This is a genomic window from Nitratireductor pacificus pht-3B (assembly GCF_000300335.1).
Classification (GTDB): domain Bacteria; phylum Pseudomonadota; class Alphaproteobacteria; order Rhizobiales; family Rhizobiaceae; genus Nitratireductor; species Nitratireductor pacificus.
In genome coordinates this window covers 23,824-48,838 of sequence record NZ_AMRM01000004.1, presented here as the reverse complement: position 1 = coordinate 48,838, position 25,015 = coordinate 23,824, and the positions used below count along the sequence as shown (strand labels likewise).

Here is a 25,015-nt window from a genome sequence, read left to right as displayed (position 1 = left end):
TGGAGTTTCCGCATGAGTTTTTCCGAGCTGGCCAAACGCCCGGAAACGACCCCCTACGACCGGCTCGAGGCGCTGGGCATCGTTTTGCCGCCGCCGCCCACGCCGATCGCCAATTTCGTCACGCATGTGCGGGAGGGCAATCTCGTCTTCCTGTCCGGCCAGGGACCGACCGAACCGGACGGCCGCCAGCACACCGGCAAGGTGGGCGGCGACGTGTCGGTGGCCGACGCCTATGACCACGCGCGCCTGACCGGCATCAACCTCATCTCCGTCATGCACGATGCGCTGGGCGACCTTGCGCGCGTCAGGCGGATCGTCAAACTGCTCGGCATGGTCAACGCCACGCCTGAGTTCACGGAGCATCCGGCCGTCATGAACGGCTGCTCGGACCTGTTCATCGACGTCTTCGGCGCGCGCGGCGTGCATGCGCGCTCGGCCGTCGGCTTCGGCTCCCTGCCGGGGCAGATCACCGTCGAGATCGAAGCCGTCATCGCGATAGAGGACTGAACCCATGATCCCCAACGACGACATCCGCGCCCGGCTCGGCCTGCGCCCGGCGATCAATGTGTCGGGCACAATGACCTCGCTCGGCGCGTCCATCGTCGTGCCGCAGGCGATCGAGACCGTCGCCGCCGTCCTCAGCCAGTGGACCGAGATGTCGGACCTGCAGCGTACGGCGAGCCGGACCATCGCGCGGCTGACGGGCGCCGAGGCCGGATGCATCACCGCCTCCTGTTCGGCGGGCATCACGCTCGCGGTCGCCGCCGCCATGACGGGCGCGGATCTCGCCGCCATCGAGCGGCTCCCCGATGCGACGGGCCTGAAGGACGAGGTGGTCATCCAGGCGGGCCACATGGTCAGCTACGGCGCGCCGGTGGAGCAGGCGATCCGCCTCGCCGGCGCCAAGGTCGTGCCGGTCGGGCAGGCGACGAGCGCCCATGCCTACCAGCTCGACGGGGCGATCACCGAGAAGACCGCCGCCGCCGTCTATGTCGTCTCGCATCACGTGGTCGAGTACGGGCAGATCCCGCTCGCCAACTTCATCGCCACGGCGCATGCCAAGGGTGTGCCGGTGATCGTCGACGCCGCCTCGGAATACGACCTCAGGATGTTCATCGCCGCCGGCGCCGACATCGTCCTCTACTCCGGCCACAAATTCCTCGGCGGACCGACCACCGGCATCATCGCCGGGTCGAAGGCGCTGGTCCGCGCCTCCTATCTTCAGAACCGCGGCATCGGGCGCGGCATGAAGGTCGGCAAGGAGGGCATCGCCGGCGTCATCGCGGCGCTGGAGGCATGGGAGAACCGCGACCATGCCGGTATCCGCGCCCGCGAGCGCAAGGCGCTCGACCTCTGGGTGAAGGCGCTTGCCGGACGGCCGGGCGTCACCGCGCGCATCACGCCGGACCCGACGAACAATCCGCTCGACCGGCTGCGCATCGACATCGATCCGGAAGCGGCGCGCATTACCGCCTGGGACCTTGCAGACGCGATGGCCTCGGGCGACCGGCCGGTCATCGTGCGCGACCACGAGGCCGAGCATGGCTATTTCTTCCTCGACCCGTGCAACCTGCACCCCGACGAGGAGGCCATCGTCGCCGAAAGGATCGCCGGCGAGCTGGACAAGGCCGCCGACGCCCCGCGGCCCATCGTGACGTCCTTCGCAGAACGCGCCATGCGGCTCGAGGCCGGGCTTCTGAATTGGCCGGATTGAGCGCAAATGCTATAGAGCCAGAGCCTTAAGCCGGATGGATGGAACCGTGGACGCACAAACGATGACGGAAGAGACGACGCAGAAGCGCACCCGCACCAGCGCGCTCGACCGTATTCTGCAGATTCTCGATTTCCTGCAGGATTCCGACCAGCCGGCCACCGCCTACGAGATCGCCCGTGCCGTCGGCGCGCCGCTGTCGACGGTCTACGGCATCGTCGAGGACATGGTGACCAAGGAACTGCTCGACCGGCAAGAGAACGGGGCGCTGTGGTTCGGGCCGCGCCTCTACCATTACGGCCTCACCTATGCGCGCCGGCTCGACCTGATCTCGGCCGCCACGCAGGAGATGACCGACCTGGCGCTCGGCTCGCGCGAGACGGTGCAGATCTGCGGCCGCGACGGCGACCACATGGTGGTGCTCGCCATGGTCGACGGGCCGGATCACTTCCACGTCTCCTCGCGTGTCGGCTCGCGCACGCCGCTCAACTGGTCGGCCTCCGGCCGCCTGCTGATCGGCCACCTGCCCGACGAGGAACGCCGGGCGATCCTTTCGCACGCTGCGAGGCCGTCGCCCACCGGCAATGCGGAGACCGACGTCGCCACGCTATCGGAAGCGGCGCGCACGGCGTTCGAGGAACGGTTGTCGATCCAGGCGGGCGAGTCCGACTTTTCAGTCGCCTGCATCGCCGCGCCGATCCTGGACGCCGAGGGCGCCTGCCGGGCCACGGTGTCGATCGTCGTGCCGGACCACAAGGTCGAGCAGAAGAACCCGGATCTGAAAGCGCTGGTGCAACAAAGCGCCCGCCGCATCGAGGAACGCCTCGGCTGGTCCCGGCGCGGGTGAGCAGCGGGGTGGCGCGCGCGCCTCATCCGCCTGCCGGCACCTTCTCCCCGTAAACGGGGAGAAGGAAGATGGCCGCAACGCCGACGCCCCCATCTCCCCGCAGGCGGGGGTCCGAAGGACGGGTCGAGACCCGTGGCTCGACCCCGGTCGGGTAAGGGTGAGGGGCGAGCGCCAACCAGGATCTGAAAAATCTACCCCAGCGCGCGGCTCGCCAGATAAGCCGCCTTCGCCGGCACTGAGAGCCAGGCCTTCGCCAGCGCCACGCGTTCGGGCGTGTAGTGATGCTCGACATCGAGCATGTTGACCGTGCCGACCAGCGTGTCGCCGAGCACCACCGGCAGGTTGATGACCGAGCCGCAGCCCAGCCGGCCGATCAGCTCCGCATCGGGAAACACCGTGTCGATGTCGACCAGCGTGTTGGCGACGAAGCATTCGCGGCGCTTGTGCACCGTGTCGAACCAGCGGTCGTAATGGATCGGCTTGGTGCCGGAAACGGGATATTCCACCGGATGCGAGGTGTAGGAGCGGCTGGCCGTCTCCGTCTTCATGTCCGCCGTCATGAAGGTGAAGAGTTTTGTGCCGACCACGGCGCGGGTCAGTTCGAGCAGCGCGTCGAAGGGCGCGTCGGGCGTGGCGGCAAGCGAGAGCGCGCGGTCGAAATCGGCCAGCGGGCCGGTGAAGTCGGTCATGATGCTGTCTCTGGTCAGGCGGGTTGCAGGGTGCCGCCGCTGGCGGCGTAGAGTTCGCGCGAATAGGGATCGGCAAGGCGTCCCGTCTTCAGCGCCTCGGCGTCGGCGATCTCCACTACGCGGCCATGGCGCATCACCGCCAGCCGGTCGCAGAGGAAGGAGACCACCGGCAGATTGTGGGTCACCATCAGATAGGTCAGCCCCTGCTCGCGGCGCAGCTTCTTGAGCAGGTTGAGGATTTCCGCCTGCACCGAGACATCGAGCGCCGAGGTCGGCTCGTCGAGCAGCATCACGCGCGGCTCCAGCATCAGCGCCCGGGCGATCGCCACGCGCTGGCGCTGACCGCCGGAAAGCTGATGCGGAAAGCGGAAGCGGAAACGCTGGTCGAGGCCGACGGCGGCGAGCATGTCCCTGACGCGCTGGTCGCGCCCACCGATGCCGTGCACCGCCAGCGGTTCGGCCAGGCAGTCGTCCACCGTCTTGCGCGGATGGATCGAGCCATAGGGATCCTGAAACACCATCTGGCAGGTCTTGGCAAAGGCACGGTCCGGCGCATGGCCGCGCGGCGCGCCGAGGACGGCGATCCGGCCGGTCCAGTCCGGTGCGAGACCTGTGATGGCGCGCAGGATGGTCGACTTGCCCGACCCGCTCTCGCCGACCAGCGCAAAGCTCTCGCCCTCAGCCACGGAGAAGGTCACGTCATGCACGACGGGCGTCTTGCCGTAGCTGATGGACAGGTTCTCGAGTTCGATCGCGGCCTGGGTCATGTGCCGGCTCCCGTCGTCCAGGCGCTGTGGTCGAGCACCGGCAGTTCCTCGCGGTCCTCGTCCATGCGCGGCATGGCGGCGATGAGCCCGCGCGTGTAGGGATGCGTCGCATTGTGCAGATCGCCGGCCTTGCACGATTCGACGATCTCGCCGCTGTTCATCACCAGGATGCGGTCGCAGTAGCGCGCGACCAGGTTGAGGTCGTGGCTGATCAGGATCAGCCCCATGCCCTTGCCGGTGACCAGGTCGTCGATGATGTCGAGCACCTGCGCCTGCACGGACACGTCGAGCGCCGAGGTCGGCTCGTCGGCGATCAGCAGGTCCGGCTCGGGGATCAGCATCATGGCGATCATGATGCGCTGGCCCATGCCGCCCGAGACCTCGTGCGGATAGAGCTTCGCCACGCGTTCCGGCTCGTTGATGCGCACGGCCTCGAGCATGGAGAGCACGCGCGCCCGCAGTTCGCGGCGCGGCAGCTTCTTGTGCGTCACCAGCGCCTCGGCGATCTGCTCGCCGACCGTCATCACCGGGTTGAGCGAGAATTTCGGGTCCTGCATGACCATCGAGATGCGCGCGCCGCGCAGCCGGCGCATGTCCCTCTCGCTCTGCGCGGTCAGGTCGATGCCGTCGAACACCATCTCGTCGGCGGTGACGCGGCCCGGCTTGCGGATCAGCTTCAGGATGGCGCGGCCGGTCATCGACTTGCCGGACCCCGATTCGCCGACGATGCCGAGCCGTTCGCGCCCCAGCGAGAAGGAGATGCCCTTCACCACGTCGACCGGCCCCGATGCGGTCGGGAAGGTCACGGTGAGGTTTTCCACGTCGAGCAGCGGAACGCTCATTGCTTGCCTCCCTGCTTGGGATCGAGAACGTCGCGCAGGCCGTCGCCGAGGAAGCAGAAGCCGAGCGAGACGAGGATGATGGCGAAGCCCGGCATGGTGGCGACCCACCACTGGTCGAGGATGAAGTTGCGCCCGCGCGCGATCATCGCGCCCCATTCGGGCAGGGGCGGCTGCGCGCCGAGGCCGAGAAAGCCGAGGCCGGCCGCCGTCAGGATGATGCCGGCCATGTCGAGCGTCACGCGGATGATGGTCGAGGAGGCGCAGAGCGGCAGAACGTGGCGCAGGATGACCCGCGCCGCCGACGCGCCCTGCAGCCTGACCGCCGCGATGAACTCGGAATCGCGGAAGGTGATGGTCTCCGCCCGGGCGATGCGCGCATAGACCGGCCATGCGGTGATGGCGATGGCGATGATGGCGTTCTCGATGCCCGGCCCGAGCGCTGCGACGAAGGCCAGCGCCAGGATCAGCTTGGGCATCGACAGGAAGATGTCGGTGACGCCCATCAGGATGCGGTCGGTCCAGCCGCCGAAATAGCCCGACACGGCGCCGATGACGAGGCCGACGGGCGCCGCGATCACCGCCACCATGGTGACGATCAGGAGCGTGATGCGCGCGCCGTAGACGACGCGCGAATAGATGTCGCGGCCCAGCTCGTCCGTGCCCATCCAGTGCGCCGCCGACGGCGGCGTCAGGCGGTTGGCGAGGTCCTGCCCGATCGGCGAATAGGGGGCGATCAGCGGCGCGAAGACCGCCATGACGACCAGCACAAGGATGATCAGCCCGCCGACCACGGCGAGCGGATTGCGCAGCAGCGCGCTCCAGACCCGCCAGGCGCGACCGAGATTGGCCTGCAGGCGCGAGGCCGGGGAATCGTCGAGAAGCCAGGTGCGCAGCGCGGTCATCGGCGGGCCCTCGGGTCAAGGATGCGGTACAGCACGTCGGAGACCTTGTTGATCATGATGAAGACGGCGCCGATCACCAGCGTCGCGCCGAGAACGGCGTTCATGTCGGCGTTGAGCAGCGCCGTGGTGAGGTAGTTGCCGATGCCCGGCCAGGAGAACACGGTCTCGATCATCACGGAACCCTCGAGCAGCGCCGCATAGGACAGGCCGATGACGGTGATCAGCTGGATGCGGATCGGATAGAAGGCGTGCCGCCAGATCACCCGCCGCTCGGAAACGCCCTTCACCCGCGCCGTGGTCACGTATTCCTGCCCGAGCTGGTCGAGCATGAAGGAGCGCGTCATGCGGGCGATGTAGGCGAGCGAGAAGAAGCCGAGGATCGAGGCCGGCAGCGCCAGATGATCGGCGGCGTTCCAGAAGATGTCCCATTCGCCGGCGAGCGCGCTGTCGATCAGGTAGAGGCCGGTGACCGGTTCGAGCAGACCGTCATAGAAGATGTCGACGCGCCCGGGTCCAGCCACCCAGCCGAGGCCGGCATAGAAGACCGCGAGGCCGACGAGGCCCAGCCAGAAGGCGGGGACGGAATAGCCGAGGAGGCCGAGGACGCGGATGAGCTGGTCGATCCAGCTTCCCTGCCGCGTCGCCGCCAGCACGCCCATCGGCACGCCGAGGAGGACGCCGATGATGATGCCGATCGTCGCCATTTCCAGCGTCGCGGGAAAGACGCGCGCCAGATCATCGACGACCGGCCTGCCGGTGGAGACCGAATTGCCGAGATCGCCGGTCAGCACGTCGCCGACATAGGAGAAGAACTGCACGATCAGCGGCCGGTCGAGGCCCATGGCCTGCCGCGCCGCCTCGTAGACTTCCTTGGTCGCCCGGTCGCCCACCACGGACAGAACCGGGTCGATCGGCACGACGCGACCGATGAAGAAGGTGATCGCGAGCAGGCCGAGGAAGGTGCCGGCCAGAACCACGGCGAAGGAGGCAAGGCTCAAGGCGCTGTCGCGCGCCCGCCCGATCAGCGCCGGGCCGGAGATTTTCTTGTTAACGGAGGGTTCAAACGCCATGCCGCACCCCGCGGCATGCGTCCGTCTTGCCAATGGTTCTTTTCAACCGACTGCCCCTGCAATGGTGGAGCTGTCGTCGCCGCGCGCGGCCCCATTGCTCCAAGTTCTTGTTTTCATGCGTCTTTGGCCAACCGGAAGCCGTTAGAGCTTCGCCGCGCCGCGCAAAATAGTTCTTGGATCATACAAAAAAATCTGATTACATCAAAAAAATTTTTGTGGGGGAATAATCTTTGAGCAGCCAGACGGCACGCGCCGGCGCAGAACCCGAGACCCGTATCGGCGTGCTCATCCGCGCGCGCCGGCGGCAGCTCGGGTTGACGCTGCAGCAGTTGGGCGACGCGGCGAACCTGTCGGTCGGCTATCTCAGCCAGGTGGAACGCGACAACGCGACCCCGACGCTCGGCACCCTCGCAGGGATTGCGCGGGCGCTCGGCGTCGGCCTCGACTATTTCGTCGCGCAGCCCCGCGCCGAGGATGCGCTGACCCGGGAGGAAGCGCGGCCGCGCTTCTCGATCGCCGGCTCATCCCTCATCTATGAGCGCCTCGGCACGGAGTTTCCCGGCAACCAGCTCTCCTCATTCATCCTCACCGTGCCGCCCGGCTATGTCTCGGAGACGGTGAGCCATGAGGGCGAGGAGCTGATCTACATCCTCGAAGGATCGATCATCCAGTCTCTCGACGGCCAGGAAATGGTGATGAAGGCAGGCGACAGCCTGCACTATCGCGGCAACACCCCGCACGCCTGGAAAAACCCGAACGACACGCCGGCGCGCCTTCTGTGGGCCGGCACGCTGACCCTGTTCAACGCAGCCGGGCAGCCGGCGAGCCACATCACGCTGGTCTCGCGGGACAAGGCCGGCAAGCCCGCAAGCCCATCCAGCAAGCGCAAACCCGGATCCACATCCAGAACCAAGGAGGAGAAGACATGAAGCTCTTCAAAACGGCACTGCTCGCGGCCGCACTCGCGATGCCCCTGTCGCAGCAGGCACTGGCGGCGACGCCGGACAACCTGCTCGTCGTGGCGCAGAACATCGACGACATCGTCGCCATCGACCCGGCGCAGGCCTACGAATTCTCGTCTGGCGAGCTGGTGTCCAACGTCTATGACCGCCTGGTGCAGTACGACGCCGAGGACACGACCGTGCTGGCGCCCGGCCTCGCCTCCGAGTGGCAGGCGGACGCCGACGCCAAGACGATCACCTTCACCATGCGCGAGGGCGCGACCTTCCATTCGGGCAATCCGGTGCGCGCCGAGGACGTGGTCTTCTCCTTCTCGCGCGTCATCAAGCTCAACCTGACGCCGGCCTTCATCCTGACCCAGCTCGGCTGGACGCCGGAGAATATCGCCGACATGGTCACCGCCGACGGCAACAAGGTGGTCCTGAAGTATGAGGGCGATTTCTCGCCGGCCTTCGTGCTCAACGTCCTCGCCGCGCGTCCCGCCTCCATCGTCGACGAGAAGACGGTGATGGAGCACGAGGCCGATGGCGACATGGGCAACAAGTGGCTCAACGCCAACTCCGCCGGCTCCGGCCCCTTTGCGCTGTCGGCCTACCGGCCGGGCGAGCTGGTCCGCCTGACCGCCAACCAGGACTATTTCAAGGGCGCGCCGAAGGTCGAGGGCGTCATCATCCGTCACGTCGCCGAAGCCGCGACGCAGCAGCTCCTGCTGCAGTCGGGCGATGTGGACATGGCGCGCAACCTGACGCCGGACCAGATCGGCGGCATCACCGCCGACAACATCAAGGTCGAGACCTATCCGCAGGCGGCCGTGCACTTCCTCTCCTTCAACCAGAAGACCGAGGCGCTCCAGCCGGAAGCCGTCTGGGAGGCCGCCCGCTATCTCGTCAACTACAAGGGCATGACCGACAGCTTCCTGAAGGGGCAGATGGAAATCCACCAGGCGTTCTGGCCGAAGGGCTTCCCCGGCTCCTATGACGAGACGCCCTACACCTACGACCCGGAGAAGGCGAAGCAGATCCTGGCCGATGCGGGCATCGAGACGCCGATCAACGTGACGCTCGACGTGATCAACTCGACACCGTTCACCGACATGGCGCAGTCGCTGCAGGCGGGCTTTGCCGAAGGCGGCATCAACTTCGACATCATCCCCGGCACCGGCTCGCAGGTCATCACCAAGTATCGCGAGCGCAGCCATCAGGCGATGCTGCTTTACTGGGGTCCCGACTTCATGGACCCGCACTCCAACGCCAAGGCCTTCGCCTACAACCGCGACAATTCGGACGGCAACTACCAGGCCACCACCACCTGGCGGAACGCCTGGGCCGTACCGGCCGAGATGAACGACAAGACCTCGGCGGCGCTCTCTGAATCCGATCCCGAGAAGCGCAACGCGATCTATGTCGAATTGCAGAAGGAGGTGCAGGCGAAGTCGCCCATCGTCATCATGTTCCAGGCGACCTACCAGGTGGCGATGGACAAGAAGGTCGAGGGCTATGTCAACGGCGCCACGTCGGACTTCGTCTACTACCGCCTCGTGACCAAGAACTGACGCTTCTCCAACATCCCAAGGCCGCCCTCTCCGGGCGGCCTTTTCACGTATCGGTCAATCTCCCGGGAGTTTCCTGATGTCCAACACTTCCGCCCAGCGCCTTGCAGCCCTGCGCGAGCGCATGCGCGAAACCGGCACCGATCTCGTGGCGATCGGTCCGTCCAGCCACATGATGTACATGTCGGGCCTCGACCCGCATGGCGACGAACGGCCGGTGATGCTGCTCGTGGCGGCCGATCATGCCGGCCTCCTCATGCCGGCGCTGAATGTCGACAGCTCACGGCAGAAGACGGGCCTGCCGTTCTTCGCCTGGCGCGACGATGACGGGCCAGGCGAGGCGCTCGCCGCGCTTCTGAAGGCCTCCAGCCTGCCGGAAGGCCCGAGCGTGGTGCTCGACGAGACGATGCGCGCGGATTTCGCGCTGCTCCTGCTCGACGCCCTGCCCGGCGCGAGGCGCCGCTTCACCGACGACACGGTCGGCCATCTGCGCGCCCGCAAGGACGAGGACGAGTACAGGCGCCTTAAGGCAAGCGCCGTGCTCAACGACAGGGCGGCCATGGCCGGGTTCGACGCGCTGCGGCCGGGGATCAGCGAGCTGGAGGTCGCCGCCGCGATCCGCGACGTCTACAAGGCGGCGGGCGCCGTGCCGGTCTTCACCAGCGTCTGCTTCGGCGGCAACGGCGCCTTCCCGCATCACCACACCGGCGAGACCCGGCTGAAGGAAGGCGACGCCGTGCTGATCGACACGGGCGGGCGGCTCGCCGGATACCCCTCCGACATGACCCGCGTCGGCTTCTTCGGCGCTCCTTCAGAGGAATTCGGGAAGGTGCACGCCGTGGTCGACCGGGCGGTCGAGGCAGCCCTCGCGGCAGCGAGACCCGGCGTCGCGGCGAAGGCGGTGGACAAGGCGGCGCGTGATGTCATCGTCGAGGCCGGCTATGGTGCGTATTTCACCCACCGCACCGGCCACGGGCTCGGTATCGACATCCACGAGCCGCCCTATCTGACGGCCACCTCGGAGACGGTGCTGGACGAGGGCATGGTGTTCTCCATCGAACCCGGCATCTACCTGCAGGGCAAGTTCGGCCTCAGGCTGGAGGAGATCGTCATCCTGCGCGCCGACGGGCCGGAGATCCTGTCCGACATGCCGCGCACGGCACAGATCAGGACATAGGCGGGTTCTCTTTCCGCCAGGCATGAAGGCGGCGACCGGGGGCAATCCCGATCGCCGCTTTTCTTTGGGCTGAAGGTTTGATAGGTCCTCAGCCGCCGGGCATCGCCCGGCACCGGTCGCAGCCTACCCGGTCAATAAAACAAGGATCACACCATGAAGACACTCGTCGTCTGCTCCGGCGGACTCGATTCCGTTACCCTTGCCGACAAGGTGGCGCGAGAGAACACGCTCGTCGGCCTGATCTCCTTCGACTACGGCCAAAGGCACCGCACGGAACTAAACCGCGCGCGGCGCGCCGCGGAGCGGCTTTCCGTACCCTTCGACCTCATCGACATCAGCGCCTTCGGCAGGCATCTCGCCGGCTCGGCCCTGACCGACGAGATCGACGTGCCGGACGGCCACTACGCCGAAGAGACCATGCGCATCACGGTCGTGCCCAACCGCAACGCCATCATGCTGACGGTCGCCTTCGGCATCGCCTCGGCGCGCAAGGCCGACGCGGTGGCCGCCGCCTTTCACGGCGGCGACCACTTCATCTATCCCGATTGCCGCCCGGCCTTCACCGACGCTTTCCAGGCCATGCAGAACGCGGCGCTCGACGGCCTCGGCAGGATCGAGCTCTACACGCCGTTCGTCGATCGCAGCAAGGCGGAGATCGTCGCCGAGGGCGCGCGTCTCGGCACGCCCTTCGCCGAGACCTGGTCCTGCTACAAGGGCGGCGCGCGGCATTGCGGGCGCTGCGGCACCTGCGTCGAGCGGCGCGAGGCGTTCCATCTGGCGGATGTTGCTGACCCGACCGGCTATGACGACGCGGATTTCTGGCGCGCGGCGACGCGGGGAAAGGCAAACCATGTACCGGGTTAGCAAGGAGTTCCATTTCTCCGCCTCGCACCGCCTCGCCAACCTGCCCGACGATCATCCCTGCGCCCGCCTGCACGGGCACAACTACATCGTCGTCGTCGAGCTCGCCGGCGCGCAGCTCGACAATCAGGGTTTTGTGCGCGACTACCGCGAGCTGGCCCCGCTGAAGCAGCATATCGACACGGTGCTCGACCACCGCCACCTGAACGAGGTGTTCGGCCATGACGGCGTGACGGCGGAGTTTCTCGCCAGGGCGCTCTACGACTGGTGCAAAGCGCGCTGGCGCGAGGTGTCGGCGGTGCGGGTCAGCGAGACGCCGAAGACCTGGGCGGAATACCGCCCGTGAGCACGCTGCGCATCGCCGAGATCTTCGGCCCGACGATCCAGGGCGAAGGCGCCCTGATCGGCCTGCCGACCGTGTTCGTTCGGGCCGGCGGCTGCGACTTCCGCTGCTCGTGGTGCGACAGCCTGCACGCGGTCGACAACGCCTACCGGCACGACTGGATCCCGATGCAGACCGCCGAGGTCTGGGAGCGCGTGCGCGCATTGTCGGGCGGCCAGCCACTCACCGTCTCCCTGTCGGGCGGCAATCCGGCGATCCAGCCTTTCGGCTTGCTGGTCCGCACCGGCCGGGCGCAGGGCTATCGCTTCGCCATGGAGACGCAGGGGTCGGTGCCGCGCGAATGGTTCGCCGCGCTCGACACGCTCGTACTCAGCCCCAAACCGCCCTCTTCCGGCGAGACGATGGACTGGCAGCGCTTCGAGGAATGCATCGCGGCCGCCCGCGATGCCGCGGTCGTTCTGAAGATCGTGGTGTTCGACGACGATGACTACGCCTGGGCGCGCCTTGTGGCGCAGCGCTATGCATCGCTGCCGCTCTACCTGCAGCCCGGCAATCACACGCCGCCGCCGCCCGATGCGGAGGATGCGGCGATCGACATGGATGGCGTCCTCGACCGCATGCGCTGGCTGGTCAAACGCGCCGCCGCCGACCGCTGGTTCACCCCGCACATCCTGCCGCAGTTGCATGTCCTCCTGTGGGGCAACAGGCGCGGCGTCTGAGACAATGGAGGCCTCGATGACGAGAGATGCCCTGTACGACACGCTCACCCTGCTCGGCGGCAAGACCGAGCTGCCGCAATCGCCCGAAGAGGCCGTACTCGAGCGGGTCGCCAATCCGCAGGCGGATGCGCGCTATGCGGTCAGGTTCACCGCGCCGGAATTCACCTCGCTGTGCCCGCTGACCGGCCAGCCCGATTTCGCCCATCTGGTGATCGACTACGTGCCGGGCGGCTGGCTGGTGGAGAGCAAGTCGCTGAAACTCTATCTCGGCGCCTTCCGCAATCACGGCGCCTTTCACGAGGACTGCACCGTCGGCATCGGCCGGCGGCTCGCAACGCTCCTGGAACCCGAATGGCTGCGCATCGGCGGCTACTGGTATCCGCGCGGCGGCATGCCAATCGACGTGTTCTACCAGACCGGCGAGGCGCCGCGCGACGTGTGGCTGCCCGACCAGGGCGTGCCGCCCTATCGCGGGCGCGGCTGAGGCCGCTAAAGCATTTTGCAGTCGGGTGGAATCACCTGACGTCCGCATAAATGCGGAAAACAACGAGATAGAGCAGTTCATCGTTTTCATGGAACGATGAACTGCTCTAGTCGCTGAATTCGGCGATGCCCTGACGCCGCCGGTCGACCACCAGGCGGGTGATGTCCGGTCGCGAATAATGGCCGGCGACATCGAAGTTCTGCCGCTCGCCGCGCACGCGGGCATGGTCGAGCGTGGCAACCACCAGCGCCTCCCGCCCGACCACCGGCTCGACGACGAATTTTCCGTCGGGACCGACGATCGTGCTGCCGCCATTGGCGTAGAACTCCGCCCCGTCCGCCAAAATCTCGGAGCGCAGCGGCGTGTCCTCGGGAAAATCTTCCGGGCGCATCAGGCTGGAGCAGGCGAGCACATAGCCGCGCAGTTCCCTGGCGATGAACAGCGGGATGTCGCAGGTGTTGTGCAGCCCGCCCGGCCAGACACTGACATGCAGGTCCTCGCCCTGTGCGTAGAGCGCGGCGCGCGACAGCGGCATCCAGTTCTCGTAGCAGTTCAGCCCGCCGACGCGGAAGCGGTGCAGATCGTGGACGCGCAGGCCGTGCCCGTCGCCCGGCGCCCAGGCGAGGCGCTCCTCGAAGGTGGGCTGGAGCTTGCGGTGCACCGAGCCGATGCGGCCCTCGGCATCGATATAGACCAGCGTGCAGTAGAGGCTGGCGCCGCTGCGGTCGGGCGCCCGCTCCATGATGCCGAGATAGATGGCGATGGCATGGTCGCGCGCGAGGCCGCACAGCGCGGCAAGATCGCCGCGTTCGATCACCACGCCCTGGTCGAGATACTCGGCGAAGATCGCCTTCTGCCGCGGATCGTTGAAGCGCGCGCCGTCGGTGCGCTCGATCCAGAAGGGATAGCCCGGCACCAGCGCCTCGCCGAAGACGACGAGCTGGGCGCCCTGCGCAGCGGTAGCCTCGACGGCGGCCTCCACCCTCGCCAGCGTTTCGGCGCGGCGCAGCCAGACCGGCGCGATCTGCGCCAGCGCCACGGTCAGTGCATCCCGTTCGCTGATGGTGCCCGTTTGCGGCGCGACAACAACGTCCATTCGTCCCTCCTCCCAAGCCATCCGGCAGGGGCGCAACAAGCGGCTTCGCAGGCGAGAAAGTCAAGCCTGCACGACCGGGTTCAGGCGATCGACGCGGCAGGCGGGAGACTATCGTTCTGTTCGGCGTGCGGCGTGCCGCGGATCGCCGCCAGGGCCTGCTTCATGAACAGCTCGGCGGCCGGCGAAAGAACCCTTCCCCGGCGTCGGATGAGATAGATCGTGCGCGCCATGTCAGGCTTGCGCAATGCGCGGACGACCAGCTGCCGGCGGATGTCGCGCGGCAGGATGACCGGCGTCACCGCCGTCACGCCGATCCCCTCGCGCACCATCGCGGCGACGATGTCGGCCTTGTTCGCGCGGTAGCGCGTCTCCAGCAGCGTGTCGGAGAGTGACGGCACCTTCTCCAGCACGGCACGGATGCAGTCGTCGTTGCCGGCGTGGATGAAGACGCTGCCCTTCAGGTCCGCCCAGCAGACCGGGTCGGGCTTGCCGGCAAGCGGATGGTCGGGCGGGCAAACCAGCGCCACCGGCTGCGACACCACTTTCTGGTGGCTGATGTCCGCGTCGGGCAGGATCTGGCCGACGATGCCGAAATCGATCTCCTTGGAGGCGACGCGGCGGTGAATGCCGTGCGAGTTCTCGCTGATCACCTCGACATTGATGCCGGGATAGTCGCGCGAGAACTGCGCCACGATGGCCGGCAGCCACTCGGCGGAGACGGAGGGAAGCGCCGCGACGCCGACCCGCCCGCGCCGCAGATGCACCATCGCCTGCATGTCGGCGATGGCCGCATGGAAGTCACGCAGAAGCCGCCTCGCGGTCGGGAAGAACTCGACGCCGGCTTCGGTCAGAGTCACGCGCCTGGTGGTGCGATGGAACAGGGTCAGCCCGACATCGTCCTCGAGCTGGCGGACGGAGACGGTGAGTGCCGATTGCGAGATGGAAAGCGCGTTCGCCGCGCGGGTGAAGCTGCCCAGCTCGGCAACCGAGACGAAGGCCCTGATATGGCGGAGATTGATGTTCGTCCGCGGCTCCAAAGTCCTGCTTTCCATCCCCTCAGCCGCCGGCGGCATGCACGCGGTGGAGCCTTGCTGCCGTGCGGCGTGTCGCGGGCCGGAGGATCGGCCTTCGCGTCGTGGCCGAAGGATCGGCCCTGGCGGGGCGGGCGTCAATCCTTGACGATCGCCTGGGCGACGATTTCGATCAGCACGCCCGGCCCGAGATCGGCCACGCCCAGCGTGGCGCGCGCAGGCAATGCGCCGGCTTCGAAGAAGGCCAGCCATGCCTTGTTCATCTCGTCCTTCAGCGTCATGTCGGTGATGTACACCGTGGCGTGCAGCACATGCGCGCGGTCGGAGCCGTGCGCCAGAAGCAGCGCGTCGATGCGAGCCAGCGCCGCCGCCGTCTGCGTTGCCATGTCGTCGGTCGGCCGGCCGCCGGTGACGCCGGCCAGAAGCAGCGTTCCATTGTGCTCGACGACGCGGTGGAAGGTGGGAGTGGGTTCGGCCCGCTTGATCATGATGGGCAATGCTCCTTGCGTGAAAGAATGGTTCGGTTCAGGCGTTCTGGAGACGCGGCGGGGCCTGCGTCCAGCCGTCGACGGCGAAGGTGTTGAGCTTCAGCACGCGCTTGCGCGAAAGCAGGGCGTCGATATCCTCGTGGACCTTGGAATGGCCAGGCTTCATGCGGTGCCTGTCGATGCAGGACTGGTCGCGCCACAGCTCCGTCAGGACATAGGACCCGTCCTCGCCGGAGACGGGCTGACACAGCTCCATGCGCTCGCAGCCGTCATCCGCGATGGTGTCGATGCAGCTCTCGGCCATCAGCTTCATGAACTGCGGCCGGTTTTCCGCCGCCACTTCATATTCGATGATCAGGACGATCTGCGGCGTCAGTTCTGTCGATGTCACGTTCGGTCTCCATTCTGGTTGAGAGAGTCTGGCTGGTTGAAAATTCGGTTGAGCGAAGGGGAACCGGCGCCGCGCGCCAGTCTGGGCCGGTTCCGCGATGTGGTGGTTGTCAGTTGGCGTTCAGGCCCTTCGCCGCTTCGGCGGCATAGTCGTTGGTCCATGAGGCGGCCACGTGCTCCGGCAGGACCGGGTCGGCGTTCTCCACCTTGGCGGCGAGTTCGTTGACGCGGTCGACCATCTCGCCGTTGATCTCGATGGACGCTGGGAAGGCGCTGGCGTAATCCGCCCAGGCGTCGGCGTAGAGGGCATCGTCGATCCTGGCGTGGTACTTGGCATGCACCTTGTCGCGCACCGCTTCGGCCGTCGCCGGGTCGCGGATCGCCTTGTGGGCCTTCTGCATCGCCCGCAGGAAGCGGACCGTCTGGTCCTCGTGTTCCTTGATCCAGCTCTCGAGGCCGGTATAGGTCAGGTAGAGGAAGCCGTTGTAGGCAGGCACCTGGCCGCCCGACATGTGGAACAGCATCACCCCGTCATGCTCGCGGATCGCCTGGACGGCGACGGGCGAGGAATGGGTGATGGCGTCGACGCGGCGGCGGGCGAAGGCGGCAAGCGTCGTGTCGCCGACACCGAGAACGGTCAGCGTCATGTCGCGTTCGGGATCGACGCCCGCCTCGCCGGCGAGAAACCGCACCAGCTGCGCGCTGCCGCCGGCCGCCGAGGCGACGGCGATGGTGATACCCTTCAACGCCTTCAGGCGTTCCTCGTAGGTGCTGTCCCTGGTCAGGCCGGTCTTCTCGAACCATTGGCGCGTGGCGACGATGTTGGAGGCGTGCTGGTCCATCGCAGCGCCGAGCATGGTCATGTCGGTGCCACCGGCCCGGCCGCGCAAGATGGAGACGGAGGACGAGATGCTGAACTCGACCTCGCCGCTGACCAGCGCCGCATAGACCTTGGTCGCGCCGCCGAGAATGGTCAGCTCGACGTCGAGGCCCTCCTCCTCGTAATAGCCCATCACATCGGCGACGAAGGCCGGTACGAACAGTAGGCCGTCGCTCGACAGACCGACGCGGATCTTGTCATTCGCCAGCGCAGCGCTCGCGCAAAGAGCCATTGCGCCGGCAAACACCCCCGCGACGGCTAGGCGTATCCTGTTGTAGTCCATTGTCATTCCTCCCGTTGGGTTGTTCCCGCCTGTCTTCAGACAGCTCCCTCGAGCTCCTGTTCGGCGGATTTCCATGGCATCAGGCGGCGTTCCAGCAGCCTGACGGCCGTGTTGAAGATCACTGCCAGCACCATGATCGCCACCAGCGCGGCGAACACGCCGGCGGTGTCGAACTCGCCTTGGGCGCGCACCAGAAGCGCGCCCAGTCCCTTGTTCGACGCCATCAGCTCCCCGACGATGGCGCCGATCAGTGAATAGGGCACGGAGATACGCAGGCCGGCGAAGACCCAGGTGATCGCCGAGGGCAGCACCACGCGCCGCAGCACCTGCATCTCGTTGGCGCCCATCAGATAGAGGATCGAGATCAGCTCGCGGCTGACATTGCGCACGCCCGTATAGGTGTTGAGGAACACCAGAAAGAAGACGATCGCCGCCGTGAAGGTGATCTTCATGTCCATGCCGATGCCGATCCAGAGGATGAACAGGGGCGCCAGCGCCACTTTCGGCAGGCTGTAGAAGGTGGTGATGATCGGATCGAGCAGCCTGGCAAGGAAAGGCCGGCGGCCGAGGATCGTGCCGACCACGATGCCGAAGACGCTCCCCAGCAAAAGGCCGGCGCAGGCCTCCGTCGCGGTGATGCCCATGTGGTAGAAGATGTCGCCGCTCCATATCCACCCGCCGAGGCGGCGGAAGATGGCGCTCGGCGCGGAGATGAAGAAGGGCGCGATCAGCCGCCCGGAGGCGAATTCCCACAGGGCGAAGAAGCCGCCGATCATCAGGAGCCGGATGAGGTTCAGCTTGACCCGCTCGCGCGTGCGCGCCTGGCGCGCCTTGTCCATGCGCCGCTTGCGGTCCTCCGCCACCTTCTCGTCGCTCGCCGGCGCGTAGCCGATCTCGGCATTGGTCATGATGCCTCTCCCCGGGTTTCTTGCAGCGTGGGCATGATGAGATCCCAGAGCTCGGCGGTCATTCTCGTGTAGAGCGGATCGTGGCGCAGCGTCGTCAGGTTGCGGTCGCGCGGCAGCGGCGTGTCAGCAATGTGCCGGATGTGACCGGGCCGCGGCGAGAACACCACGGAACGGTCCGACAGGGCGACCGCCTCGTCGAGATCGTGCGTCACGAACAGGATGGTCTTGTTCAGCGAGCGGCTGATGCGCAGCAGCTCGATCTGCATGTTGAGCCTGAGCTGCGCGTCGAGGGCGGCGAAGGGCTCGTCGAGAAGCAGCGTCTCCGGGTCGTAGGCCAGGAGACGCGCCAGAGCGGTGCGCTTGCGCATGCCGCCCGAGAGCTGGGAGGGATAGGACCGCTCGAAACCCTGCAGGCCGACCAGATCGATCAGCTGCTCGACCCGCGCCTCGCGCGTCCCCCGGGCAAGGCCGCGGATTTCGAGCGGCGTGGAAATGTTGCCGACCACGTCGCGCCAGGGCAGGAGATGATCGTTCTGCGTCATGTAGCCGGTCTTCAGATTGTAGCCGTCGACCAGGCTCCCATTGTAGTAGACCTCGCCCGAGGTAGGGTGGAACAGGCCGGCGGCCATGTTCAGAAGCGTGGATTTGCCACAGCCGGACGGCCCGACCAGCACCACGAACTCGCCCCTGGCGACGCTGAGATTCACATTCTCCACCGCACGCACCGTGCGGTCGGAAAGTTCGAACGTCTTCGAGACGTTCTCGAAGCGGATCAGCTCATGACGCGTGTCATGCCCGAACCCCGCAGGCTGCGCAGAAACCAATGTCATTCCTCCCTGGTCGGCGCTCCGGGCGGGGAAGCCGCCACGGCGCCGGTTTGCCGAGAAACGGCTCGACGGGAGGAAGTCTACGGACAGCGCGTCCGATAAGACAAATACAATCTGGATGGAAATTAATAAGCCAAACCGAATAATCGCCAAGCCGGAAAGGAACGGCTAATTCTTTGTTATCTCTACAACTTTCATTTCCCAAGCACCACTTTACCGGATCAAACCTTGAGAACTGCTACGGACGCCTCGCTGTTGTGAACATACTCGTTGGCGTCCGGCTGGCGCTGAACCAGCAGGATGAACAGGAGGTCCGTGACGGCGAGCTGCGCGTCGCGCGCGGTGATCGCCGACGAGCGTGCCCGCTCCTCGTCCGCGACCGTGTGCAGGCGGATGTCGGCCAGCCGCATCAGCGGATTGTCCTGCAACCCCGTCACGGAGATCACGGCCGCGCCGCGCGCCTTGGCGAGTTCGGCGATGCGCAGGGTCTCGATGCTCGTCCCCGAATAGGACAGGGCGAAAACGACGTCATCGCTCCCCAGCGTCGAGACATTCGCCATCTGTACATGGCTGTCACTGACGTGCAGCGCATAACGGCCGAGCTTCTGCAGCTTGTAGGAGAAATCGCGGGCGACCAGCGACGATGCACCGACGCCGGCGATGTGGATGCGGCGCGCGCCGTCCAGCATTGCCAGCGCCTGCGCCATCGCATCCTCGCCGTTGGCGGCGATGGTTTCCTGCATGGACAGAAGCTTGCTGCCGATCAGCTTCTGCAGCACCGTCGCATAATTGTCGTCCACCTCGATGGTGCTGTGAATCATGCCGGGCGGCACCTGCCATTCCTGCGCCTTCGCGCGGCTGACGGCGAGCTTGAGATCCTGATAGCCAGCGAAGCCGAGCTTCTGGCTGAACTTGACGACGCTCGACTGGCTGCGCCCGGTTTCCTCCGCCAGCGCCGCGGAGGAGAGGCGCAGCATGCCATCCGGATTGTCGATGATGAACTGACCGATCTGCTGGTCGGCGGGCGCCATGGTTTCCAGCTTCGCGGCGATGATCTTGAGAATTGACATCCGTTTCCTTCGGAGCTTCGCGCCGGCAACCGGCGACTGGACACGGCCGATGAAATCAGCGAAGGAATAATATATTCCGCCGACCGTCGATACAATGGAATACTCTGGGGAACGGTCGCGACGGTTCCGGCATCCCATTCCGAGAGGCCCAGCCATGGACAGACTGCGGATCATTGGTGGACGAAGGCTGCAGGGCGCCGTCGCGGTATCGGGCGCCAAGAATGCGGCGCTGCCGCAGATCGCCGCCGCCCTGATCAGCCCGCATCCGGTGGAACTGACCAACCTGCCCGCCGTTTCGGACGTGGACAACATGCTGGGCGTGGCGCAGCTCTACGGCGCCCGGATCGAGCGCGACGCGCATGCGACGACGATCGACGCCGGCGCGCTGGTCCCGCGCGAGGTGGCCTACGACACGGTGCGTCGGATGCGCGCGACGGTGCTGTTCCTCGCGCCGCTTCTGGCGCGGTTCGGCGCGGCGCGCGTGTCGCTGCCCGGCGGCTGCGCCATCGGCGCGCGGCCCGTCGACCTGCATCTCAAGGCGCTGACCGCGCTCGGCGCGGAGGTCGCCGTCGAGAATGGCGTGATCGTGGCATCGGCCGCAGGCGAACTCCCGGGCGGCCGCGTGGTGCTCGGGTCGCCTTCCGTTGGCGCGACGCAGACCGCCATGATGGCGGCCACCGCCGCAGCCGGCGAGAGCGAGATCGTCAACGCGGCGCGCGAGCCGGAAGTGGCGGACCTCGCCGCCTGCCTCGTCGCTATGGGCGCCAGGATCGAGGGTGCGGGCACACACCGCATTCTGGTTCAGGGGCGCACGGAATGGCGGCCGGCGAAGCATCACGGCATTCCCGATCGCATCGAGGCGGGAACCTACGCTGTCGCGGCGGCGATCACCGGCGGCCAGCTCGAGCTGACCAATGCACGGATGGAACATCTGGCAGCGGTGATCCAGGTTCTGGAGACGATGGGCGCCAGCGTCTGGCCGAGCAATCGCGGCCTGGTCGTCACCGGCGACGGGGCGTTGCGCACGGCCGACATCACGACGGAGCCCTATCCGGGCTTCCCGACCGATCTGCAGGCGCAGTTCATGGCGCTTGCCTGCTGCGCGCCGGGCACCTCGCTGATCCGCGAAACCATCTTCGAGAACCGCTTCATGCATGTGCCGGAACTGATGCGGCTCGGCGCGGACATCACCCTGCAGGGCACCACGGCCGCCGTGCGCGGCGGCACACCTCTCAAGGGCGCGCAGGTGATGGCGACGGATCTGCGCGCCTCCGTGTCGCTGGTCCTGGCCGCGCTGGCGGCGGAAGGCGAGACGGTGATCAACCGGGTCTACCATCTCGACCGGGGCTATGAGCAGCTCGACAGGAAGCTGGCGCAGTGCGGCGCCGAGATCGAACGGTTGCGCGGCTGACATCATGGGCAAGACCACGGAAAACACGCAGTATTTCCTCGGCGTCGACGGCGGCGGGACGGGCTGTCGCGCCCGCATCGAGAACGAGGCCGGCTCCGTGCTCGGCCAGGGGCTTTCCGGGCCGGCCACGACGCGGCTCGGCATCGAGGAAGCCTGGGCCTCCGTCTCTCGGGCCTTCTCCGCGGCCATCGCGGAAGCGGGACTGGATGACGCCGGCATCGCCCGCATTCATGCCGGCATCGGGCTTGCCGGCATGAGCCGCAAGGGATCGCTGGAGGCCCTCAACGCGCTCGACCATCCGTTCGCCAGCATCGCCTTCGTCAGCGACGGCATCGGCGCCTGCCTCGGCGCGCATTCGGGCCGAGACGGGGCGATCGTCATCGCCGGGACCGGTTCCGTCGGGCTGGGCTTCGTCGATGGGCGCGACCTGCGCCTCGGCGGCTACGGCTTCCCGATCTCGGACGAAGGCAGCGGCGCGGATATCGGGCTGATGGCGCTGCGGCTCGCCCTGCAGGCGCATGACGAACGCATCGAGCGCGGCGCGCTGCTGGCTGAGGTGATGCAGCGCTTTGGCGGCGACCCCGCCGAGGTCGTTCACTGGATGGACCGCGCGACCGCGACCGACTACGCCACCTTCGCGCCGATGGTGCTGCGCCACGCCGACCAGGGCGACGCCGCAGCGCGGCGCATCGTCCAGACCGCCGCCGGGCAGATCGACATGCTGGTGCGCGCGCTGTTCGACAAGGGCGCGCCGCGCGTGACCCTGCTGGGCGGCCTCTCCGGGCCGCTGGAGCCATGGCTTTCCCCCGATGTCCGCCGGCGGCTGAAACCGGCCGACGGGGACGCCGTTTCCGGGGCGATCATCCTGGCCCGGAGGGCGGCGGGACCGTCTGTCGGATAGGAATACATTATTCCTTAATATGATTGACAGTTGGAATTTTCAATTATAACCCTTTGAGGCAGGACAACAGGGAAGGCGCGAAGAAAAACACGGCGCCGCAGTCGATGCCCTGCCGCCGCACAAGCGGCGGCTCTTAGGCATGCCGCTTGCCGGCGCGGTCTTCTCCTCCCTGCTGGAAATGCCAATTCCGGTCGCCCGCGATCCGGCCGGTGTCTTTCGAGAAGAAGTCATGCACGAGCAAGCGTTGATGTCCGAACTGGACAAACTGGTGTCGGAGGGCCGCAACCCGAAGACCATGCAGATAGACCTGCAGTCGACTTCCGACATTCTCGGGCTGATCAATGACGAGGACGGCAATGTCCCGCTGGCCGTCAGGAAGGTGATCCCCGAGATCGCCGCCGCGGTCGACAGGATCGTTGCATCCTTCCAGAAGGGCGGCCGCCTGATCTATATGGGCGCCGGCACCAGCGGGCGGCTCGGCATTCTCGACGCATCCGAATGCCCCCCCACCTTCAGCGTTCCCGAAGACATGGTGTTCGGCCTGATCGCCGGCGGCCCCGAGGCCATGACCCGCGCCATCGAAGGCGCCGAGGACGATCCGGAGCAGGGCCGGCAGGCATTGGCCGATGTGGGTCTGACCGCGCGCGACGTGGTTGTCGGCATCGCCGTCAGCGGGCGCACCCCCTTCGTCATCGGCGGCCTCACCTATGCCAGGGAGATCGGTGCGGCGACCGTCGCGCTCTCCTGCAATCCCGATTCCGTCATCGGCGGCATCGCGGAACTGGCCATTGCGCCGGTCGTCGGCCCCGAGATCCTGACCGGCTCGACGCGCATGAAATCGGGCACGGCGCAGAAGCTCATTCTCAACATGCTTTCCACGGCAAGCATGATCCGCATGGGCAAGATCTACCAGAACCTGATGGTCGACCTGACGGTGAGCAACCAGAAGCTGCTGGCCCGCGCGGTGCGCATCGTCGTCGAGGCGACGGGCTGCAGCGTCGCGGAGGCGGGCGCCTGCCTCAAGGCCACCGGCAACGATGTGAAGCTGGCCATCCTCATCGTCATCACCGGCATGGAGGTGAACGAGGCGCGCGCCGCGCTGGCGCGTGCCGGCGGCTTCCTGCGCCAGGCAATAAACGAGAGACAGCGGGAAGCTGCGGAGCTTAATAATGGTAATGGCTAAGGCGACCGGCTGACCGGCCGCAGGGCAATCATCTTTCTCAGAGGGAGAAGCACCATGGGACTGCCGTTTTTCCAGACAGGGGCCGCCAGAAGGATCGCCTCCGGCGTCGCGCTCGCCGCGATGCTCGGCGCCGCCACGCTCACCGCGCCTGTCGCCGCCGCGACGCTGCGCATGGCATGGTCGCAGGACGCGACGGGCCTCGACCCGCACAAGCAGACGGCGTTTTCCTCGATCCGCCTGCTTGAACTGATCTACGAGCCGCTGGTGCGCCTCGACAGCGATCTGACCATCATTCCGGCGCTCGCCCAGTCCTGGGAATTCGCCGAGGACGGCAAGACGCTGACCTTCAAGCTCGATCCCGACGCGAAATTCCAGAACGGCGAGAAGGTCACCTCGGCCGACGTCAAGGCCTCGTTCGAGCGCCTGATGGCGGAGGAGACGGGTGCTGCCGCGCGCGCGAACTTCCTCTCCATCGCGAGCATCGACACGCCCGACGAGACCACCGCCGTGTTCAACCTGTCGCAGCCGGACGTGCCGATCCTGACCGCAATGACCAGCATCAACGCCGCCGTCGTTCCGGCCAGCGAGATCGCGTCCGGCGGCATCGGCACCAAGGCGATCGGCTCCGGCCCCTTCAAGCTGGAATCATGGGAGCCGAACGCCAAGGAAGTCCTCAGCGCCAACAAGGACTGGGCCGGCGGCACGGTCTCCGTCGACGGCATCGACATCAGCGTCCTGCCCGACGAGACGGCGATCCTCGCGGCGCTGCGCACGAAACAGGTGGATTTCGCCCTGATAAACGATCCGCTGGTGGCCACGCTGGTTCCCAACGAGGCGAGCCTGACGCTCGACCGCACGCCGGTGCTCAACTACCACGTCCTGCAGCTCAACCCGTCGCGCTCGCCGATGACCGAGCTGGGCGTGCGCCAGGCGATCTCCTGCGCCATCGACCGGCAGGACGTGCTCGACACGGCGCTGCTCGGCGAAGGCAAGGTGGCCGGCCCGCTGACCATGCCGGCCTACGCCACCGATCCGGCCGAACTCTTCTGCTACGAGCGCGACGTCGAGAAGGCGAAGCAGCTTCTGGCCGATGCCGGTCATGCGGAGGGCTTCTCGGCCACCGTCATCGCCGCCACGGGCGAGCCGCCGACAGCGGCTGCTGAAGCGCAGGTCATCCAGTCGCAGCTCGCCGAGATCGGCATCAAGCTCGATATCAAGATGATGGAGCTGAACGTCTATATCGACACCTGGCTGAAGGGCGATTTCGACATGGCCGTGGCGCTCAATGGCGGCCGGGCCGATCCCTATTCCATGTACAACCGCTACTGGACCAAGGACGGCAATCTGCAGAAGGTGGCGAACTATATCGACGACACGCTCGACGACCTGATGCAGAAGGGCCGCGTCGAGACCGACCCGGCGAAGCGCAAGGAGATCTTCGCCGCGTTCGAGAAGCACCTCGCCGAGATGTCGCCATGGGTCTGGCTCTACACGTCCTACATCTACACCGCGCAGCAGCAGAACGTGGACGGCTTCGTCGCGACGCCGACCGGCTCGCTGTTCGGCCTGAGCGCGGTGACGATCAAGTAGCGCCGCGCCGCTGGCGCAGCGCCTGTTTCTGACGGG

27 protein-coding genes are annotated in these 25,015 nt (G+C 66.7%); 14 read left to right on the top strand and 13 right to left on the bottom strand.

What is annotated here, in order from left to right:
- Window positions 1-12 precede the first annotated feature (12 nt).
- The 3 genes from NA2_RS04485 to NA2_RS04475 are packed head-to-tail and all read left to right on the top strand — an operon-like array spanning window position 13 to window position 2,558.
- Window positions 13-507, top strand: coding sequence for a RidA family protein (locus tag NA2_RS04485; protein ID WP_008594660.1), 495 nt, complete (start codon window positions 13-15; stop codon window positions 505-507).
- Between the two features lie 4 nt (window positions 508-511).
- On the top strand, window positions 512-1,714 hold the full coding sequence (locus tag NA2_RS04480; protein WP_008594659.1) for an aminotransferase class V-fold PLP-dependent enzyme: 1,203 nt from the start codon (window positions 512-514) through the stop codon (window positions 1,712-1,714).
- A gap of 34 nt (window positions 1,715-1,748) precedes the next feature.
- Window positions 1,749-2,558 (top strand): IclR family transcriptional regulator, encoded by an 810-nt coding sequence (locus NA2_RS04475; RefSeq protein WP_040676759.1) that lies wholly within the window; start codon window positions 1,749-1,751, stop codon window positions 2,556-2,558.
- A 191-nt stretch (window positions 2,559-2,749) separates the two neighbouring features.
- Here the strand turns inward: NA2_RS04475 and NA2_RS04470 are convergent, their stop codons facing one another.
- From NA2_RS04470 to NA2_RS04450, 5 genes are read right to left on the bottom strand one after another with little or no spacing between them, the layout of a single operon-like run.
- Entirely contained in the window at window positions 2,750-3,247 is a 498-nt protein-coding gene (locus NA2_RS04470; protein ID WP_008594655.1) for a GAF domain-containing protein, read from the bottom strand.
- A gap of 14 nt (window positions 3,248-3,261) precedes the next feature.
- Entirely contained in the window at window positions 3,262-4,014 is a 753-nt protein-coding gene (locus NA2_RS04465) for an ABC transporter ATP-binding protein (protein WP_008594653.1), read from the bottom strand.
- Window positions 4,011-4,856, bottom strand: coding sequence for an ABC transporter ATP-binding protein (locus NA2_RS04460; protein WP_008594651.1), 846 nt, complete (start codon window positions 4,854-4,856; stop codon window positions 4,011-4,013). Before NA2_RS04460 ends, NA2_RS04465 begins: the two co-directional genes overlap by 4 nt.
- Window positions 4,853-5,758: an ABC transporter permease gene (locus NA2_RS04455; protein WP_008594650.1), complete on the bottom strand. Its 906-nt coding sequence runs from the start codon at window positions 5,756-5,758 to the stop codon at window positions 4,853-4,855. The genes NA2_RS04460 and NA2_RS04455 overlap by 4 nt, the downstream gene beginning before the upstream one ends.
- Window positions 5,755-6,828 carry an ABC transporter permease gene (locus NA2_RS04450; RefSeq protein WP_008594647.1) on the bottom strand — a complete coding sequence of 358 codons (1,074 nt, stop codon included), beginning with the start codon at window positions 6,826-6,828 and terminating at the stop codon, window positions 5,755-5,757. Before NA2_RS04450 ends, NA2_RS04455 begins: the two co-directional genes overlap by 4 nt.
- A 230-nt stretch (window positions 6,829-7,058) precedes the next feature.
- On the opposite strand from NA2_RS04450, the gene NA2_RS04445 reads away from it, so the two are divergent.
- From NA2_RS04445 to queF, 7 genes are all read left to right on the top strand, one after another.
- On the top strand, window positions 7,059-7,757 hold the full coding sequence (locus NA2_RS04445) for a helix-turn-helix domain-containing protein (RefSeq protein ID WP_008594645.1): 699 nt from the start codon (window positions 7,059-7,061) through the stop codon (window positions 7,755-7,757).
- Window positions 7,754-9,340: an ABC transporter substrate-binding protein gene (locus NA2_RS04440; RefSeq protein ID WP_008594643.1), complete on the top strand. Its 1,587-nt coding sequence runs from the start codon at window positions 7,754-7,756 to the stop codon at window positions 9,338-9,340. The genes NA2_RS04445 and NA2_RS04440 overlap by 4 nt, the downstream gene beginning before the upstream one ends.
- Before the next feature lie 76 nt (window positions 9,341-9,416).
- Window positions 9,417-10,514: a M24 family metallopeptidase gene (locus tag NA2_RS04435; RefSeq protein ID WP_008594639.1), complete on the top strand. Its 1,098-nt coding sequence runs from the start codon at window positions 9,417-9,419 to the stop codon at window positions 10,512-10,514.
- A gap of 153 nt (window positions 10,515-10,667) precedes the next feature.
- Window positions 10,668-11,378, top strand: a complete 711-nt coding sequence (gene queC, locus NA2_RS04430) for a 7-cyano-7-deazaguanine synthase QueC (RefSeq protein ID WP_008594636.1) — start codon at window positions 10,668-10,670, stop codon at window positions 11,376-11,378.
- On the top strand, window positions 11,365-11,721 hold the full coding sequence (queD, locus tag NA2_RS04425; protein ID WP_008594635.1) for a 6-carboxytetrahydropterin synthase QueD: 357 nt from the start codon (window positions 11,365-11,367) through the stop codon (window positions 11,719-11,721). The genes queC and queD overlap by 14 nt, the downstream gene beginning before the upstream one ends.
- The gene (queE, locus tag NA2_RS04420; protein WP_008594633.1) at window positions 11,718-12,437 is read left to right on the top strand and encodes a 7-carboxy-7-deazaguanine synthase QueE; all 720 of its coding nucleotides are present in this window, start codon (window positions 11,718-11,720) and stop codon (window positions 12,435-12,437) included. The genes queD and queE overlap by 4 nt, the downstream gene beginning before the upstream one ends.
- 16 nt (window positions 12,438-12,453) lie before the next feature.
- A complete protein-coding gene (gene queF / locus NA2_RS04415; RefSeq protein ID WP_008594631.1) occupies window positions 12,454-12,921 on the top strand; it encodes a preQ(1) synthase in 468 nt (155 codons plus the stop codon).
- Window positions 12,922-13,027: 106 nt separating this feature from the next.
- Here queF and NA2_RS04410 read toward each other — a convergent pair whose 3' ends face one another.
- The 8 genes from NA2_RS04410 to NA2_RS04375 all read right to left on the bottom strand — a co-directional run bounded on the left by NA2_RS04410 (window position 13,028) and on the right by NA2_RS04375 (window position 19,894).
- On the bottom strand, window positions 13,028-14,017 hold the full coding sequence (locus NA2_RS04410; RefSeq protein ID WP_008594630.1) for a carbon-nitrogen hydrolase family protein: 990 nt from the start codon (window positions 14,015-14,017) through the stop codon (window positions 13,028-13,030).
- An 80-nt stretch (window positions 14,018-14,097) separates the two neighbouring features.
- Entirely contained in the window at window positions 14,098-15,054 is a 957-nt protein-coding gene (locus NA2_RS04405) for a LysR family transcriptional regulator (RefSeq protein ID WP_008594628.1), read from the bottom strand.
- Window positions 15,055-15,185: 131 nt separating this feature from the next.
- Window positions 15,186-15,536 carry a RidA family protein gene (locus tag NA2_RS04400; RefSeq protein ID WP_008594626.1) on the bottom strand — a complete coding sequence of 117 codons (351 nt, stop codon included), beginning with the start codon at window positions 15,534-15,536 and terminating at the stop codon, window positions 15,186-15,188.
- Between the two features lie 37 nt (window positions 15,537-15,573).
- The gene (locus NA2_RS04395; protein ID WP_008594624.1) at window positions 15,574-15,927 is read right to left on the bottom strand and encodes a putative quinol monooxygenase; all 354 of its coding nucleotides are present in this window, start codon (window positions 15,925-15,927) and stop codon (window positions 15,574-15,576) included.
- 109 nt (window positions 15,928-16,036) lie between these two features.
- Window positions 16,037-17,089, bottom strand: coding sequence for an ABC transporter substrate-binding protein (locus tag NA2_RS04390; protein ID WP_157188130.1), 1,053 nt, complete (start codon window positions 17,087-17,089; stop codon window positions 16,037-16,039).
- 35 nt (window positions 17,090-17,124) lie between these two features.
- On the bottom strand, window positions 17,125-17,997 hold the full coding sequence (locus tag NA2_RS04385) for an ABC transporter permease (RefSeq protein WP_008594620.1): 873 nt from the start codon (window positions 17,995-17,997) through the stop codon (window positions 17,125-17,127).
- The gene (locus NA2_RS04380) at window positions 17,994-18,827 is read right to left on the bottom strand and encodes an ABC transporter ATP-binding protein (RefSeq protein WP_051011536.1); all 834 of its coding nucleotides are present in this window, start codon (window positions 18,825-18,827) and stop codon (window positions 17,994-17,996) included. Before NA2_RS04380 ends, NA2_RS04385 begins: the two co-directional genes overlap by 4 nt.
- A gap of 218 nt (window positions 18,828-19,045) precedes the next feature.
- On the bottom strand, window positions 19,046-19,894 hold the full coding sequence (locus NA2_RS04375) for a MurR/RpiR family transcriptional regulator (RefSeq protein WP_008594616.1): 849 nt from the start codon (window positions 19,892-19,894) through the stop codon (window positions 19,046-19,048).
- Between the two features lie 154 nt (window positions 19,895-20,048).
- Between NA2_RS04375 and murA the strand changes: the two genes are divergently transcribed.
- From murA to NA2_RS04355, 4 genes are all read left to right on the top strand, one after another.
- Window positions 20,049-21,305 carry a UDP-N-acetylglucosamine 1-carboxyvinyltransferase gene (gene murA / locus NA2_RS04370; protein WP_008594615.1) on the top strand — a complete coding sequence of 419 codons (1,257 nt, stop codon included), beginning with the start codon at window positions 20,049-20,051 and terminating at the stop codon, window positions 21,303-21,305.
- A gap of 4 nt (window positions 21,306-21,309) precedes the next feature.
- A complete protein-coding gene (locus NA2_RS04365) occupies window positions 21,310-22,206 on the top strand; it encodes a glucosamine kinase nucleotide-binding domain-containing protein (protein WP_008594614.1) in 897 nt (298 codons plus the stop codon).
- A 229-nt stretch (window positions 22,207-22,435) separates the two neighbouring features.
- Window positions 22,436-23,389 (top strand): N-acetylmuramic acid 6-phosphate etherase, encoded by a 954-nt coding sequence (gene murQ, locus NA2_RS04360; protein ID WP_040676792.1) that lies wholly within the window; start codon window positions 22,436-22,438, stop codon window positions 23,387-23,389.
- 54 nt (window positions 23,390-23,443) lie between these two features.
- A complete protein-coding gene (locus NA2_RS04355; protein ID WP_008594609.1) occupies window positions 23,444-24,979 on the top strand; it encodes an ABC transporter substrate-binding protein in 1,536 nt (511 codons plus the stop codon).
- Window positions 24,980-25,015: the final 36 nt, after the last annotated feature.